Origin of the sequence: Polyangium jinanense (assembly GCF_028435265.1) — a bacterium.
Classification (GTDB): Bacteria; Myxococcota_A; Polyangia; order Polyangiales; family Polyangiaceae; genus Polyangium; species Polyangium jinanense.
In genome coordinates, this window is record NZ_JAGTJK010000044.1 from 75,723 (window position 1) to 91,226 (window position 15,504).

The 15,504-nt window shown below is 68.0% G+C and carries 14 protein-coding genes; 11 read left to right on the plus strand and 3 right to left on the minus strand.

Annotated features, from left to right (window positions below):
* Positions 1-9 precede the first annotated feature (9 nt).
* The 3 genes from ligA (at position 10) to KEG38_RS42440 (ending at position 3,638) form a co-directional block, all read left to right on the plus strand.
* The gene (gene ligA, locus KEG38_RS42430) at positions 10-2,028 is read left to right on the plus strand and encodes an NAD-dependent DNA ligase LigA (protein ID WP_272426404.1); all 2,019 of its coding nucleotides are present in this window, start codon (positions 10-12) and stop codon (positions 2,026-2,028) included.
* Between the two features lie 107 nt (positions 2,029-2,135).
* Positions 2,136-2,582 carry a hypothetical protein gene (locus tag KEG38_RS42435; protein WP_272426405.1) on the plus strand — a complete coding sequence of 149 codons (447 nt, stop codon included), beginning with the start codon at positions 2,136-2,138 and terminating at the stop codon, positions 2,580-2,582.
* Positions 2,583-2,714: 132 nt separating this feature from the next.
* Positions 2,715-3,638, plus strand: coding sequence for an SDR family NAD(P)-dependent oxidoreductase (locus KEG38_RS42440; RefSeq protein ID WP_272426407.1), 924 nt, complete (start codon positions 2,715-2,717; stop codon positions 3,636-3,638).
* A gap of 321 nt (positions 3,639-3,959) precedes the next feature.
* On the opposite strand, the gene KEG38_RS42445 is transcribed toward KEG38_RS42440, so the two are convergent.
* Positions 3,960-4,508: a DUF2231 domain-containing protein gene (locus tag KEG38_RS42445; protein ID WP_272426409.1), complete on the minus strand. Its 549-nt coding sequence runs from the start codon at positions 4,506-4,508 to the stop codon at positions 3,960-3,962.
* 152 nt (positions 4,509-4,660) lie between these two features.
* Between KEG38_RS42445 and KEG38_RS42450 the strand changes: the two genes are divergently transcribed.
* From KEG38_RS42450 to KEG38_RS42465, 4 genes are all read left to right on the plus strand, one after another.
* Positions 4,661-5,218: a hypothetical protein gene (locus KEG38_RS42450; RefSeq protein ID WP_272426411.1), complete on the plus strand. Its 558-nt coding sequence runs from the start codon at positions 4,661-4,663 to the stop codon at positions 5,216-5,218.
* A 108-nt stretch (positions 5,219-5,326) separates the two neighbouring features.
* Entirely contained in the window at positions 5,327-7,372 is a 2,046-nt protein-coding gene (locus KEG38_RS42455) for a monovalent cation:proton antiporter family protein (protein ID WP_272426413.1), read from the plus strand.
* Between the two features lie 154 nt (positions 7,373-7,526).
* Entirely contained in the window at positions 7,527-8,066 is a 540-nt protein-coding gene (locus KEG38_RS42460) for a DUF4142 domain-containing protein (protein ID WP_272426415.1), read from the plus strand.
* Between the two features lie 64 nt (positions 8,067-8,130).
* On the plus strand, positions 8,131-9,771 hold the full coding sequence (locus KEG38_RS42465) for a hypothetical protein (protein ID WP_272426417.1): 1,641 nt from the start codon (positions 8,131-8,133) through the stop codon (positions 9,769-9,771).
* Between the two features lie 7 nt (positions 9,772-9,778).
* On the opposite strand, the gene KEG38_RS42470 is transcribed toward KEG38_RS42465, so the two are convergent.
* The gene (locus tag KEG38_RS42470; protein WP_272426419.1) at positions 9,779-10,549 is read right to left on the minus strand and encodes a VOC family protein; all 771 of its coding nucleotides are present in this window, start codon (positions 10,547-10,549) and stop codon (positions 9,779-9,781) included.
* Positions 10,550-11,084: 535 nt separating this feature from the next.
* Between KEG38_RS42470 and KEG38_RS42475 the strand changes: the two genes are divergently transcribed.
* On the plus strand, positions 11,085-12,107 hold the full coding sequence (locus tag KEG38_RS42475) for a Rieske 2Fe-2S domain-containing protein (RefSeq protein ID WP_272426421.1): 1,023 nt from the start codon (positions 11,085-11,087) through the stop codon (positions 12,105-12,107).
* A gap of 239 nt (positions 12,108-12,346) precedes the next feature.
* Positions 12,347-13,447, plus strand: a complete 1,101-nt coding sequence (locus KEG38_RS42480) for a class I SAM-dependent methyltransferase family protein (RefSeq protein ID WP_272426422.1) — start codon at positions 12,347-12,349, stop codon at positions 13,445-13,447.
* Here the strand turns inward: KEG38_RS42480 and KEG38_RS42485 are convergent.
* Positions 13,436-14,020, minus strand: coding sequence for a TIGR02265 family protein (locus tag KEG38_RS42485; RefSeq protein WP_272426424.1), 585 nt, complete (start codon positions 14,018-14,020; stop codon positions 13,436-13,438). The two genes, KEG38_RS42480 and KEG38_RS42485, sit on opposite strands and share 12 nt — an antisense overlap.
* Positions 14,021-14,357: 337 nt before the next feature.
* On the opposite strand from KEG38_RS42485, the gene KEG38_RS42490 reads away from it, so the two are divergent.
* Positions 14,358-14,627: a carboxymuconolactone decarboxylase family protein gene (locus KEG38_RS42490; RefSeq protein ID WP_272426426.1), complete on the plus strand. Its 270-nt coding sequence runs from the start codon at positions 14,358-14,360 to the stop codon at positions 14,625-14,627.
* Positions 14,628-14,690: 63 nt separating this feature from the next.
* Positions 14,691-15,386 carry a carboxymuconolactone decarboxylase family protein gene (locus KEG38_RS42495; RefSeq protein ID WP_272426428.1) on the plus strand — a complete coding sequence of 232 codons (696 nt, stop codon included), beginning with the start codon at positions 14,691-14,693 and terminating at the stop codon, positions 15,384-15,386.
* The last annotated feature ends 118 nt before the right edge of the window (positions 15,387-15,504 follow it).

Here is a 15,504-nt window from a genome sequence, read left to right on the forward strand (position 1 = left end):
GCTCCCGGCGTGCCCTCCGACGAAGACCTCGCGCGGGCGCGCGTGCGGGCGGACGAGCTCCGGGCTGCCATTGCGCACCACGATTATCGGTATCACGTCCTCGCCGCGCCCGAGATCTCCGACGCCGAATACGACGAGGTCGTCCGGGAGCTCGAATCCATCGAAACGACTTATCCCGAGCTGATCACGCCCGATTCGCCCACCCAGCGCGTGGGCGCCCCGCCCGAGGCGCTCTTCGCGCCCGTCCGCCACAGCGACCGCTTGCTCTCCCTCGATAACGTTTTCGACGACGCCGAGCTCGACGCCTGGTACGATCGCGTGCGTCGCGCCCTCGGCCGGGACGTCGACCTCGTGACCGAGCCCAAGATCGACGGCGTCTCTGTCGCGGTCGTCTACGAAGGCGGCCGCTATCTGCGCGGCGCGACGCGCGGCGACGGCACGGTGGGCGAGGACGTCACGCAAAACCTGAGGACCCTGCGCGCGCTCCCCGCGCGCCTGCGTACGGAAGACCCGCCGGCGTGGCTCGAGGTCCGCGGCGAGGTATTTTTGCCGATCGCCGCGTTCGATCGGATCAACGAGGATCTCGGCCAGCAAGGAAAACCCCTGTTCGCGAACCCGCGCAACGCGGCCGCCGGCACGCTCCGGCAAAAGGATCCGGCCGTCACGGCGCGGCGGCCGCTCGACATTTATTTTCATGGTCTCGTGCGGATCGAGGGGCGCACGTTCGCGACCCATTTCGAGATGCTCGACTACCTGCGCGACGTCGGCCTCCGGGTCCACCCGCGTTCGGCGCGCACGCCCGATCTCGACGCAGTGAAGGCCGAGGTCCGGCGCCTCGCGGAGGATCGGCATTCGTTGCCGCACGAGATCGACGGGGCCGTGGTGAAGGTGAATCCACTCGCGGCCGAGATCGAGCTCGGCACCACGGCCAAGGCGCCACGCTGGGCCGTCGCGTACAAGCTCCCGGCGGAAGAACGAACGACCAAACTCCTCGACATCCGGGTCAATGTCGGCAGGACCGGCGCGGTCACGCCGTTCGCGATCCTCGAACCCGTGCGCGTCGGCGGCGTCACCCTGCAAATGGCGACGCTGCACAACGAGAGCGAGATCGCCCGGAAAGGCATTCTCATCGGTGATACGGTGGTGGTGCGTCGCGCGGGTGACGTCATTCCCGAGGTCGTCGCCCCCATTCCGAGCGTGCGCACCGGTGCGGAGCGCCCCTTCCACATGCCCACGGTTTGCCCGGCCTGCGGCGGCCCGGTCGTCCGGCCTGAAGGCGAGGCGGTCGCGCGGTGCCCGAACCTCGATTGCCCGGCGCAGGCTCTCGAGCGTGTCGTCCATTTCGCCTCTCGCGGCGCGATGGACATCGAGCACCTCGGTTATGCCACGGCGCAAGCCTTGCTCGATCGGGGCCTCATCCGGGGCCCGTCGGACGTGTTTTTCTTGACGGAGGCGGATCTCGCGGGTTTGCCCGGGTACAAGGAGCGTTCGATCCGGAACTTGCTCGCGGCGATCGAGGCCGCCAAGGATCGACCCCTCGATCGATTGCTGTACGGCCTCGGCATTCGCCACGTGGGCGCGACCGCGGCGCGGCGGCTCGCGGACGCATTCGGCTCGCTCGACGCAATCGCCAGGGCGAGCGTGGAGGACATCGCGGCCGTGGAGGGCGTCGGGCCCACGATCGGCAGAGCGGTGCGCGAGGCGTTCGACCGGCCCGCCACGCAGGCGCTCGTCGAGGATCTCCGCCGCGCCGGCGTGCGCCTGACCGAGGAGCGGAAGGGGACGGAGGGGCCCTTGTCCGGAAAAACATTCGTGATCACCGGGACGCTCGCGGGCATGTCGCGCGAGGCAGCCAAGGCCCGGATCGAGGCGCTCGGCGGCAAGGTGACGTCGAGCGTCTCGTCGCGGACGAACTACCTCGTGGTGGGCGAGGGGCCGGGCTCGAAGCTCGAAAAAGCCGAGAAGCTGGGCGTAAGGATTCTCGACGAGGCGCAGTTCCTGGAGCTTCTGGCAAAGCCGGGAGCGTGAGCTCACGACAGACAGAAAAAAGCATTTCCCCCTGTGGACGTTCGGCCGTCCGGGCACGACGTACAGCTTGCCTGTCCGGGGCGTCCCGGGCGCAGGGGGGATGTACGATGAACGCTATCAAGTCGTTGCTTTTGGCCGTGATGTCGATGGGTCTCGTCGGGACCGCCAGCGTGGCCCGCGCCGAGCAGCCGGTGGAGGAAGGGATCGTCGCCGAGACCGAGGGCGCGCTCATGGACAATGAGGCCACCGAGGAGCGCAACATCACGTCCTCCGACGAAGCGCTGTCGAGCCAGCCGCCGCCGTTCGACAATTTCGATCGCGGCCGCCGGGGCTGGTATGGCCGCTGCATGAGGCGCTGCCAGCGCAACTACTTCCGCTGCGAGCGGTTCGAAGATCGGTTCGGCCCCAGGCACCACTTCCGCCCTGGTCGGTGCGAGAGCGAGTACAGGTACTGCGTGAGGCGTGTTTGCGGCTTCTATCGCTTCGACGACGACCGCTTCGACAACGACCGCTTCGACAACGACCGCTTCGACGACGACCGCTTCGGTCGTTAGGTCGAGCCGGGACGCAGGCGTTTCGAGCTTGGGATTCGTGAGATCGCCCGGCCCTCACTCCCCACGTCCGGGGAGCGGGGGCCAGGCCCTATTCGGTCCGTGGGGCGCGGGTCTTGCCGGAGTGGAATCGATATGGTGGGTTCGAGCGGGATCAAGGGATCGGTCGTCGTCATCACCGGCGGATCGAGCGGCATCGGTCTCGCGACGGCCGAGGCATTCGCCCGGCGCGGGGCACGGGTCGTGCTCGCAGCGCGGCAGGCGGACGCCCTCGCGGAGGCGGCGCGCGCGTGCGAGGCGCTCGGCGCAGAGGCGCTCGCGGTACCGACCGACGTGACCGACGAAGCCGCGGTGGAAGCGCTCGCGCAAGCGGCGATCGCCCGCTTCGGCCGCATCGACGTGTGGATCAACAATGCGGCGCTTCTGCTCTTCGGCACGCTGCTCGACACGCCGAGCGCTGCCTGGAAGCGGGTCGTCGAGACGAACCTTTACGGCTACCTGCACGGGGCGCGGGCCGTGCTCCCGGTATTCCTCGCGCAGCGCCGGGGAATACTCATCAACAACGTTTCTGGCTGGGGGCTCGTGGGCGCGCCGCTCGTGAGCTCGTACGTATCGAGCAAGTTCGCGGTCCTCGGCCTCTCGGAGTGCCTGCGCCTCGAGCTCGCGCGTTTTCCCGACATCCACGTATGCTCGGTGCTCCCGCCTTCGGTGGACACGCCCATTTACGAGCGCGCCGGCAACCTCACGGGCCACGAGGTCGGGCCGGTACTTCCGGTCTCCTCGGCGAACGAAGTGGCCGAGATCCTCGTCGGGCTCGCCGAACGGCCGCGCCCGCGGCGTCCCATCGGTGTCGCAGGCGCCTTCGTTTACATCTTGAGCCGGCTCTCTCCAGCACTCTCAGCGCGTTTCATGAGCTCGGTCACGTGCCGCTTTTCGATCCGCGCCGAACACGCGACGCCGACACTCGGCAACCTCTTCGAACCGAAGGACCCGCACGCGAAGAGCGGCGGATTCGGCTGGCTCGGCATGCGCCGCGGGGGGAAGGGGACACTCTACTGAAAGCCGCCGCGCCGGGGCGCTGCCCCGGGCCCCGCGGGGGCTGTTCGCCCCTCGACCCGAACCAGGGCAAGCCCTGGACCATTTGTGGAAGAACTGCGCGATGCGCAGTTCTTCCAACGGGCCGGTGGGACAACGTTGCCGTTCGAAATGGCAGCGCGGCTCTTGATTGGCAGGATCGTTCCTGGTCTTGCCTCGGCCTGTTCGATGAACTGCGCATCGCGCAGTTCATCGACCCCGGGTCCAGCGCTTGCGCTGGTCCAGGTCCAGGGGCGGATAGCCCCTGGTGGGGCCTGGGGCAACGCCCCAGCGAAGCGGCTTCAGCTACTCGCGCCGATCTTCCGAGATGCGCCCGACGCCTGCACCATAATGATACGAGAGCTCCCCGCCGAGCCAGGCGCCGACCCCGAGAATCAGGAAACCGAGCAACGACACTGCGATCCCCGCGCCGCGGAGCCCCATTGCCCGCAGGATCACCGAGCCCACCAGGAGCATCGTGCTCGCCGCGGCTGACAACGCGTGCACGAACGTCACGCGCCGCGCCTTTCCTTCGATGTAACCGAAGTCCGTGATCCCCGTGAGCACCGAGGGCACGAGCGCCACGAGCCCGAACAGGAATGCGAGATCCGCCCCGCGCGCCGCCCACGTGCACCCGAGCAGCGTCGCGACATCGAGGACGAGGCCCGTCGTGAAGGCACCGATGGGCACGGAGACCAGCGCTGCATGCAGCGGATGCCCGAGCCAGGTTCCATCGAGCGCCCTTCGAATGCGGGGATGCCGCGTGAAGAAACCACGCACGGGCGCGTGAAACACTTCGACGATCTCATCGAGCTGTAGCCGCTCGACGACACGCAGGAGCCACGGAACTCTCATGCTGCCACCTCGCAATGCCGGCCAAGCAACGCTCGGGCCGCCTGCCTTCGGATCGTCCCCTCTGGAATCGCGGGAGGCGCACGAAAAGCGGGTTTTCAATCGTGCGGCGCCCGTGGTTCCATGGCTCCTGTCACCTGGAGGGGAGGTATTTCATGGCCACGACGACGACTGCGAACGGCACGACATCCCGCGGCGAGGGTGCCGCGCTCGTGCGAAACCTGGACGATCTTGCGAAGCTCTCGAGCGCGGAGCTCGATCGACTCTACCGCGCCGCCCCCGCGCCCATGAGCGTCGAGCGCCTCGTGGGTACACCGAAGGGCCGCATGCTCGCTGTCCGCGGCACCGACGGCACGCCGCTCTTTTCAGCGCTCAAGTTCCTCGCGTCCCGCCGGCGTTTTCCCTGGGATGGCAAGAGCTTCGGCGCGCTCGACCGGAGCGAGGGCACGGGTATCAACCGCGTAAAACTCCTGCCGTTCCGGTTCGACTGGTTCCCGTTCCGCACGCGGATCGAGCCCTCTGCGGTCGACGACCGCCCTTGCGTCTACCTCGACTACGAGCAACCCGGAAACCCCTTCTTCATCGCTCGCATCCGCGACGAGATCCGCGAGGTCGCGCCCGACGTCTGGCTCGGCCCGGCCATGGTGAAGACGAAGAAGGGCGCGGTCCATGTGCTCTGGTTCGCCGTCGACTTCGGGAAGCCCTCGGCCTGACGACGCCACGCGCGAAGTGGCTTGCTTCGGCACGCGGATGGGGTGACGATCGAGCGCGCCGTTCGTTTGTCTTCAAAAGAACCCCGTTCGACGTTATCTTCCACTCCGATGGGCCACATTCCGCTCCTCGACGAGATCGCCGTCATCGCGGCGCTCGGCGTCCTCGTGACCGTCGTCCTGTCGCGCCTCTCGCTGCCCACGGTCGCGGGGCTGCTCTTCTCGGGCGCGCTCGTGGGGCCGTTCGGCTTCAAGCTCGTGCGTTCGATCCACGCGATCGAGATCCTCGCCGAGATCGGCGTGGTCCTCTTGCTCTTCACGATCGGCCTCGAGTTCTCGCTCGCGCGCCTGAAGAGCATCTTCCGTCAAGTCGCGCTCGGCGGCATCATCCAGGTCGGGCTCACCACGGGCGTCGTCGCGCTCGTCGCGAACGCCCTCGGACAGCCGGCCGGGCGCAGCGTCTTCTACGGCTTCGTCTTCGCGCTCTCCAGCACCGCCATCGTCCTCCGCGCCCTGGCCGAGCGCCGCGAGCTCGACGCGCCGCACGGCCGCTTCATCGTCGGCACCTTGATCTTCCAGGACCTCTGCGTCGTCCCGATGGTCCTCGTCGTCCCCATGCTCGGCGAAGGCTCCGCGGGCACGAACATGGCGAAGGAGATCAGCTTCGCGCTCGGCAAGGCCACGGCCGTCGTCGTCGCGACCATCCTCGTCGCGCGTCTCGTCGTCCCGCGGGCCTTGCGCTGGGTCGCGGCGAGCCGCAGCCGCGAGGTCTTCCTCCTCGCCGTGCTCGCGCTCTGCGTCGGCACCGCGTGGCTCACGTCGCTCGCCGGCCTCTCGCTCGCGCTCGGCGCGTTCCTCGGCGGCATGGTCGTCGCCGACACCGAGTACGGCCACCGCGCCATGGGCGACATGCTCCCGCTGCGCGACGCCTTCGTGAGCGTCTTTTTCGTCTCGCTCGGCATGCTCTTCGACCCGCGGGTCGTGCTCGAGCGGCCGCTGCTCGTGCTGCTCCTCCTCAGCGGCTTCTTCGTCGCCAAGGGCGTGCTTGCCACGATCGCTGCGCTCGCCATGCGTTTTCCCGCGCGCGTCGCCTGGCTCGCGGGTGTGGGGCTCGCGCAGTTCGGCGAGTTCGGGTTCGTCCTCGCGCGGCTCGGCGAGAGCGCGGGTGTGGTCGATCAAAACGCCACGCGCCCGCTCCTCGCGGCTGGCATCGCCAGCATGTTCCTCACGCCGGTCTTCGTGCGCGTCGCGCCGCACGTCACCGCGGGGCAGCGCTTGCTCGCGCCGCTCGAGCGCCTCATCGGCGTGCGCAGCATCGACGAGGCGGATGCGGGCGAGGCGCACGGTCTCTCGGCGCACGTGGTCATCGTGGGCTACGGCGTCGCGGGCAAGCTAGTGGCGCGCGCGCTCGAGGCGACCGGTGTCTCGTACGTCGTGCTCGAATTGAACGCCGAGACCGTCCGCGCCGCGCGCACCGCGGGCCAGCCCGTGTATTACGGCGACGCGACGAGCGAGGAGGCGCTTGGCCATGCCCACCTCGAAAAGGCACGCGCACTTCTTTTGCTCATGAACGATCCGCAGGCCGCGCAGCGCGTGGTGGACACGGCCAAACGCGTCGCGCCCGAGGTTCCGATCCTCATGCGGGCGCATTACCTCCTGGAGAAACCGGCGCTCTTGCGCATGGGCGCGACGGACGTGGTGGCCGAGGAGGTCGAGGGCGGCGTGGAGATCCTCGCGCGGCTCCTCCGCTGGCTCGAGGTTCCGCGCAACGTGATCGACGATCGCGTGGACGAGGCGCGCGCGACCACGCAGACCACGGAGCGCACGCACAGGCTCCCGCGACGGGTGCTCGGCGAGCATGCGGATCTCGCCGAGCTCAAGATCGAGAGCGCCTCGGTGACCATGGCAAGCGCGGCGGTGGGTCGCTCGGCGGCGTCCCTCGGCGTGCGTCGCCGGACCGGGGCGCTCATCATCGCGGTGCGTCGCGGCGACAAACTCCTCGAACAGATGGATCCGCAGAAGCCTTTTGATGTCGGCGACATCGTCTATCTCGCGGGGCCCGTGAGCTCGGTGAAGAAGGCCGTTGATCTTTTGAGCCGGCCGCTGGCCGAAGGCGAGGCGCCGGTCAGCGAGGTCATGCCGACTTCACGCGGTTGACGCGGATTCGCGAATCTGCTCCCTCGTCGTCGCGCGCCTCGGCAGCGAGGCGCGACATTTTCTCCGGCTAGGCTCCCGCCCGTGCGCTCGCGGTCCCAGGATTCAGCCAGGACAGCCGGCGCTCCGTGAGGAGCCGGGGAGGGGGAATGTCATCATGAACAAATTTTTCATGGCGATCATGCTCGCCACGATGGGGATGTCGTCCGTGGCCCTTGCGGAGACGCCGGAAGAGGAAGCGGCGGCCGAGCTCGCGGTCGCGTACGACGACGCGCAATTCGTGAAGGCGGCGGCGAGCAGCAATCTCTGGTCGGTGAAGGCCGCGCGGCTCGCCGTGCGTTTGGCGAAGAACTCCAAGGTCGAGGCGCTCGCGCTGCAGGATCTCGCCGAGCACGTGAACGTGACCGAGGGGATCGAGGCGCTCGCGGGTAAATTCGGCGTCGAGATGCCGACGGAGCTCGAGCCTCTGGGTGAGAGCCTTTTCCAGCGTCTCTCGAACCTCCAGGGAAATCGCTTCGACCGAGCGTACTTGCACACGGTCATCGAGTCGCACCGGTACGACGTGGCCATCCTGTCGCTTGCGCTGTCCTCCTCCCGGGACGCGGACGTGAAGGCATTCGCCGAGAAGAACCTGCCCATTCTGCGGGGGCACCTGGACGCGGCGCAGGAGATCCTCCGGACGTTGCCCCAAGAATGACGCCCGAGGGCGAACCACGACAAAGGTGACGGCGCGCCTCCGATGCGGCTACCCTCGTCGGCCGATGGCGACGAAGCGCATGCATCGGCAGGGGACATGGATCACGGCACGTCGCGGCGTGCGCTCGGCGCTGCTCGCCGCGACGCTCGCCGCAGGCTGCGCGGGGCCGGCGAACGAAAAACCTCCGATCTCGGCGGGCGCGCCGCCGCCCCGCGCCGAGGCCTCCGCGTCCCGATCGTCCGAGTCCGCCGCGCAGGTGCTCCTGCGCGAGGAGGTCGTGCCGGGGAAGCTCTCCGTCACGGTGTATTCGCACGCGATCTCGACGCCCGCGGGACCGCTGCACTTCTGGACGTACGTGAGCGAGGGCCTCTGGCCGCTCGGGCAACGCGAGATCCGGTTCTCCATCAAGCGCGAGCCCGGAGATGCCGAGGGCACGTTCGATCGTCAGCTCTTCAAGCTCTACGGGCTCATCTACGAGCTCGCGGAGCAGGGGCAGCTCGTCGACGTCCATGGCCGCTCGCAGCTCGATGGTCCACCGCTCCTCGGGCGCGACGGGTTTCATTGCATCATCTATGGTCCGCCGCAGCCGCTGGAGGGAATCGCGGCGAACGTGCCGTACCTCTCCGCCGTGATGGTCACGTGCGAAGAGGAGAACGTGGGGGGGCAGGCCGGTTATGCGCGGATCCTGGCCCGGCTCGGCGCCGCGGCGATGGCGTATCCGACGCCGTTCTGGACCGACCGCAAGCGCCCTTCCGTGGCCAGGCCCGGGGAGGCTGACCAGACCATGATCACGAAGGGCCCGCGGACACACGTCCGCGGCGCGTCGGTGCGCATGGAGCGAAAGGGCGGCCTCAAGAACGCCGCCCCGACGAAGAGCTTTTTCATTCCGGGGGATCGTATCGTCCTGCGCGTGCTTCCCCGCGGGCTCGACAATCTGAAGGCGGCCGTCGCGAAGGGGGACGAGGACGCGCTCATCCTGATGCTCGAAATGGATCCGAGCTCGAACACGGGCCTGTTCTGGTATCCCGGACAAACCGGGCTCTCCGCCATCACGAGCCCGGTGGGAATGAACGATCGGATCACGGCCAACTTCCTCGTCCTCGCCGGCGACAAAGACGCGTCCAAGGCCGGGGTGGCCGAGGACGGGTTCTTCCTGATGTTCCCCGTGGCCACGTGGAAACGGATTCGCGAGGCGCTCATCTCGGGCAAAGAGATCACGATTCCCGGCCAGGGCGACATGCCGGCGTTTGCCGTGGAACACGTCGAGACGACCTACGTGAATCCCATCGACGGCAAACGGTACGAATCCGAATGGGGCTGGGATACGGCCCAGCCCGAGGGCGGCGCCGCGGCGCAGAAGCGGAACGACAAGGTCGAAACCTCGCTGGTGCTCCTGACGAGCGAGCAAGACATCGCGAAGCGGACCACGGTCGACGACCTGAGCGAGTTCGCCAAGCAGATCATCACCATCGTCGAGGCGCAAGTGGGCACGTCGAAGGGGCCGGGCACCGATCTGCTCGTCGAATGCGAGCTCCTGCCCGGGAAGAAGAAGAAATTGGAGATGGCCCAGCGGCCGACCGTGGATCAGCCGTTCGCGCAGGCCATCTACGACAAACTCGAGAAGATCGTGGCCCCGGAGGTGAAGGGCTCCGTGAAGTTTCAGGTGCTCTTCAAGATCCGGGGCGGCAGCCCTCCGGGGCCGTGAAGGGCAGTCAGCGGCGCTTTTCCTCGTACACCGAGAACACCGCGCCCTGCGGATCCGAGAGCACGGCGAACCGACCGCCACCACCGATCTCCTTCGGCGGCATGTAGACCTTTGCGCCAAGCCCGCGCGCCTTCGCCACCGTGTCGTCCGCGTTCTCGACCGTGAAATACGCGCCCCAGTTCGGCGGCACCGGGCCCCAGCTCGGGTCGATCTTCAGCATCCCGCCGACGTGTTCGCCGCGCACGATCCACTCCGTATACGTCGCGTCGCCGCCGGTCGACCAGCCGAAGAGCGCCGTGTAAAACGCTTTGGCTTTCTCCGGGTCGGTGGTCTGGAGCTCGAACCAAGAGGGCGCGCCCGGTTCGCCCCACAAGGTCGCGCCGATGTGCTTTTGCGGCTGCCAGAGGAAAAACACGGCACCCGTGGGATCCGCGAGGATCGCCATGCGCCCCGACTCCATCACATCGAACGCGGGCGCAAGGATGTTCCCTCCCAGCGTGGCAGCCTTGGCCGACACGGCATTGATGTCGTCCACGGAGACGTAGACGTTCCAATGCGGCGGGATCCCGCGCGACTGTTCCTCAGGCGGTTGCCCGCCGAGCCCCGCCACGTCATGCTCGCGTTTCCGGAACATCGTGTACGTCCCGCCGGGAAACGGCATCTCCTCGGCCGTCCAGCCGAACAGCGTCGTGTAGAACGCCTTGGCAGCCGCGGGATCCGTGGTCATCAGGTCCGCCCAGCAAAACTGGCCGGGTGCATACGAGCTCTTCACCGTCATAGACTCCTCCCTTCGTGGCGGGGCCCATTCTACACAGCGCGGCCTTCATGTCACCTGAAGAGTTTGGCGCAGCGAATGCGCAAATGACACATCGATGGGTCTCGGCTGGAACCGTGGGGCCGGGGCGCGGCCCCGGACCCCGCGGGGGCTGTTCGCCCCTCGACCCGAACCAGGGCAAGCCCTGGACCATTTGGGGAAGAACTGCGCGATGCGCAGTTCTTCCCACAGGCCGGTGGCAAGACCAGCGACAACGTTGCCGGTCGACACGTCGCGGCGCTCTCGGTTGGCAGCGTCGCTCCTGGTCTTGCCTCGGCCTGTTCGATGAACTGCGCGTTGCGCAGTTCATCGACCCCGGGTCCAGCGCTTGCGCTGGTCCGGGTCCAGGGGCGGACAGCCCCGGTGGGGTCTGGGGCAAAGCCCCAGCGAAACGGCCCCCCGCGTTGCTTGACACGCGCCTTGGCGGTCCCGTCTACTCGAAGCGCGGCATTCCCGCATTGAATCGGCCATCACGGACGAAGGACGGAGACGACGTACGATGGACACCAAGAGCCATGGGGGACCGGGCCCGGCGGTCGGCGCGAGGAGGAGACTCCTCGGCAAACCGATCCCGGCCGAAGGGGAGGGCGGGGTATTCACGCAATCGTGGTATCCCGTCTGCATGTCGAGCGAGCTTTCACCGGGGACGATTCTCGGCACGAGCTTCCTCGACGGGCGCATCGTGGTGTTTCGCGGCGAGAGCGGCAGGGTGCAAGCGCTCAGCGCCTACTGCCCGCACCTTGGCGCTGATCTCGCCGCGGGATCGGTCGTTGGGGACGCCATCCGCTGCGCGTTTCACCACTGGGAGTACAGCCAGGAGGGAACCTGCTTGAAGACCGGCCCCGGCGACCCGCCGCCGCCCGGCGCTTGCCTCTTCCGCTTCCCGACGGTGGAGAGGTACGGGATGATCTGGGTCTTCAACGGCGAAACCCCGCTCTTCGATCTCCCGGATTTCCCTTATCCCGACGACGATCTCGTCTTCCGGGTCGAGGCGCACGACGAGGTCTTTCCGGTCGATCCTTGGGTCGTCTGCTGCAATACGCCGGATGTGCAGCACATCCGCGTCGTGCACGGCTTCAAGTTCGACAAGGGCGAGCCCGCCGAGAACATGGTCCTCACCGACCACTCGATGATGTACGACTTCGACGGCATCCACCCTGCGGGCCCGCGGGTCACGTTCCGCGTGGGGATCTTCGGGACGACGATCTTTTATCAGAGCAGCTTCTTCAACGGCCGCTGGTATGGATACATCGCCCCGTTCGGGATGCCGGCGCCGGGGCGCACGAAGGTGTATTACGTCCTGGCCACGAGGAAATCCGAGGGCGATGCGGCGTCGCAGAAGGAGCTGCTCGACTTCGCGATGGGCGTGCAGCGGCAAATCCTCGCGGACGACGCTCCCATCCTCCGGGGCGTCCACTTCCGGCCTGGCGCCCTGACGAAGAGCGACACGGCGCTCGCGCGTTTCTTCGAATACCTGCGCAAATTCCCGCGGGCACACCCCTCGGCCGAGTTCATTCGCTGAAGCGCCTGCCCGCGCGCCCCGAGGTTGCGCCCTGTGGCCCTGCTGCGCGGCGGGTTCGTCGCCAAAGAACCGCTTACGTTCCCGCGAACGGCGTCGAGGGCCGCTGAGGCCCCGGGGTTCGCGTGGCCGGACTCACCCAAACGTGTCCTTCGTGCGTCGAGTACCTGAAGGGTTGTCAGCGAGGGCGTTTTTCGGCGATGCTCTGCGTCAGTTCGGAGAACAACGACAGGAGCCCGGCCATGTCCCAGCAGCTTGCCAGGGAAAGCATCGCGAAGGGGGCCGAGGAGCGCGCGGCGGGGGAGCACGCTGCTCGAAGATCATTCGGTCCGGAGGACGAGGAGGTCCAAGGGCCGCCCATCTCGATGGATTGCGAGCGGCGGCTCGCCCAGCTCGCCGCATGGTGCAGGGAGCTCGAGGCGTCGCCACGGAGCGCGCTACCCCCGTCGCCGGAGGACTGCGCCCGGCTCGGGGAGATGCTGCGCGGCATCTGGGAGGCGAGCGACGCCCTCGGGCCTTCCGGCCTCCTGCGTAACTCCCCGGCCCAGCGCCGCTTCCAGGAGGTCCTGGGCACTTATTTCTGGCAGAGCCCCATCATCCATCGCTGCTTCGCCAAACCTCGGGGCTACGCCGGCGACTTCTTGATGATGGACGACGTGTATAAGAACGTCCCCAAGGGCGAGACGACCCTCGGTCGCTGGATGGACCGATGGGTGCTCGAGCAGCCCGGCTTCGTCGCGGTCCGGAACCGCCGGGAGAAGCTCAAGTCACTGCTCCACGACGAGTGGAACCGGGGCGCTCGCTACGTCATGAACGTGGCATCGGGCGCGGCCTCGGAGCTCTCCGAAGTGGTGCCAACGACGCCGTTCGACGGCGTCACGCTGCTCGACCAGGACCAGGGGGCCCTGTATGCGGCCGTCACGGCGCTCGGCAAGCGGATGAATCCTGCCCACGTGCGCACCTGGTCCGGCTCGGTCTTCACGCTCATCCGCGGCAAGGCCACCCTCGTCCCCGGCGACCAGGACTTCATTTATTCGATCGGCTTGTACGACTACCTCTCGCCCCGGTTCGCGACGGCGCTCACGGCGCGGCTCTGGCTCAACCTCGCGCCGGGGGGCCTCTTGGCGCTGGGGAACTTCAACGGCCACGATCCCATGCGCCGCTTCATCGAGGCGGCGATGGACTGGTACCTCATTTACAGGGATGTGCCGGACATGCTGGGGCTGGCCTCGGGGCTGCCGAACGTCGAGGATGCGGAGGTCTGGACGGACCCCACCGGCTGCCTCCACCTCCTCTTGGTCCGCAAGCGTGGCGACCGCCCGAGCATGGAATCACCACCGTGAGTGGACGGTGAAGTCGGTCCCGGCGTCGTTGGAGATGGTCGCGGTGACGGTGGCGTCCACGTTGCTCACGAGCTTGTACGCCACCTTGTAGACGGCGACGGTGAAGGCGGGGCCGAAGAGGTCGCGCGTGAAGACCACGTCGGCCGAGCGCTCGCCCGTCTTCGAGTACTCGCGCTCGCCGAAGCTCACGGCCAGGGTATAGGCATAGGGGCCGTTCGCGACGAGGGCTTGCGGGTTGCCCTGGCCGAACCGGGCCAGCATCTTCCCCACGGGCGACTCGAGCAGGGAGCTGAAGGCGTGCTGGCCACAGCCGGTCATGACCTCGTCACAGGTCAGGCCGAGGCTCGGGTCGTCGACCAGGCGCCGCGCGACCTTGAGGAGCGAGGTGACCGGGTACCAGAAGAACGAGCGGATGGTCTTGTCCCCCATCACCTGCGTGCGGATGGTGTTCACCTTCGCGACCCCGTAGGCCTGGCCGAGGTGGGTGAGCGCGCCGTCGAGCACCATGCCGAGCATGTTGTCGGTGCTCGTTGCCAGCACGATCCGTTTGTCAAGCATCTCCTTGGAGTCCATCGCCCGTCCAGGTCCTTTCCCAGGAACGAAGTGCTCGCAGCTTACACGAACCTTCCCGTCCGTCACCATCCCCGATGAGGACGTTCGTGCTGCCCATCGAGGCGGCCGAGCCGTTATCGGTTCTTCGCGCCCAAAGTTCCCCCGTTCTTCCCCCCGCGTTCTACATGGCATGTTCTACATGACAGGTTCGGCGCGGCACGCGCATAGCACGCGCGCGAGAATCGTGCGTCCGTCATTGCCAGAATGACATGGGAATCGTCCCGCGCTCCACCGCTTCGCGTTTCGGCGTCCGCGTCCGGATTTCACTCCGCCTCGGGATCCATGATAGCCTCCTGTCATGCCCCACATCCGGATCGTCGAGGCCCACGAAGCGGACGCACCCCTCCGCGCCGTCTACGATGCCGTGCTGTCGCGCCCGATCCCCGCGGTCTACCGTGCGCCGCACGGCGGACCGGCCGGCATCCACCGCGCGCACAGTCTCGACCCGGATCTCCTCCGGATCACCTTCGCCGCGACCGGCACGTTCCACCGGGGCGACGGGCTCTCCTGGGCGGAGCGTGAGCTCATCGCCACGTCCGCCTCGCGGACGAACCAGTGCTTTTACTGAACGTCAGCTCACGCAGAGTTTCTGCGTGCCGCTTCTCAGGATGAGGCCCTCGCCGCGGACGTCGTGACGGGAACCGACCTCCCGCGCGCTTCCCCGCGGCAGCGCGCCCTGGCCGGGTTCGCGGTCGTCATGACCGAGGCGCCGTGGTCCATCGACGCCGCCGATCTCGACCACCTCCGCGCCGTGGGGTTGTCCGAGGACGGCGTCGAGCAGGCCATCTGCGTCGCCGCGTTCTTCAACTACTACACGCGTGTCGCGGACGGCACGGGCATCACGTTCGATTACGAGTCTCCGCTGCCGCGCCTCACCATCGATCCCACGCGCGAGGCCCTGCCGCGTCCGCCGCCGAGCGACTGGAATCCCGCCGTCGACGGCTCGCGCGTGCCCGTGTTCCCCCGCCGCGCGTTTGCCCAGGGGCTGCTCGAAGAGTGGCACGCGTATCACTTCGAGCGCGACGTGCTGCTCTCGCGCCACGAGCGCCGGCTCCTCGCCCGCGCCGCTGCCGTCGAGCTGTGTGATGCCGGCGCGGTCGCCCGCTACGAGGACGCGGTCGCGCGGGATCCTCGCGAGCGCGCCCTCGCGGCGTACGCAACGAAGCTCACGCGCACGCCGTGGGCCGCCTCCGCCGCGGATGCGGCAGCGCTCCACGCGCACGGCCTCGACGATCCCGCGATCCTCGCGGCCATCACGCTCGTCGCGCACCAGAACACGTTTTCCCGCATGCACCATGGCCTCGCAGCGCTCGCGACCTCCGGATGACGAGCGCCTCCCCGTCACCGTGGGGCCGCCGCGCCGGGGCGCTGCCCCGGACCCCGCGGGGGCTGTTCGCCCCTCGACCCGAACCAGGGCAAGCCCTGGACTCGGGGTGGAAGAACTG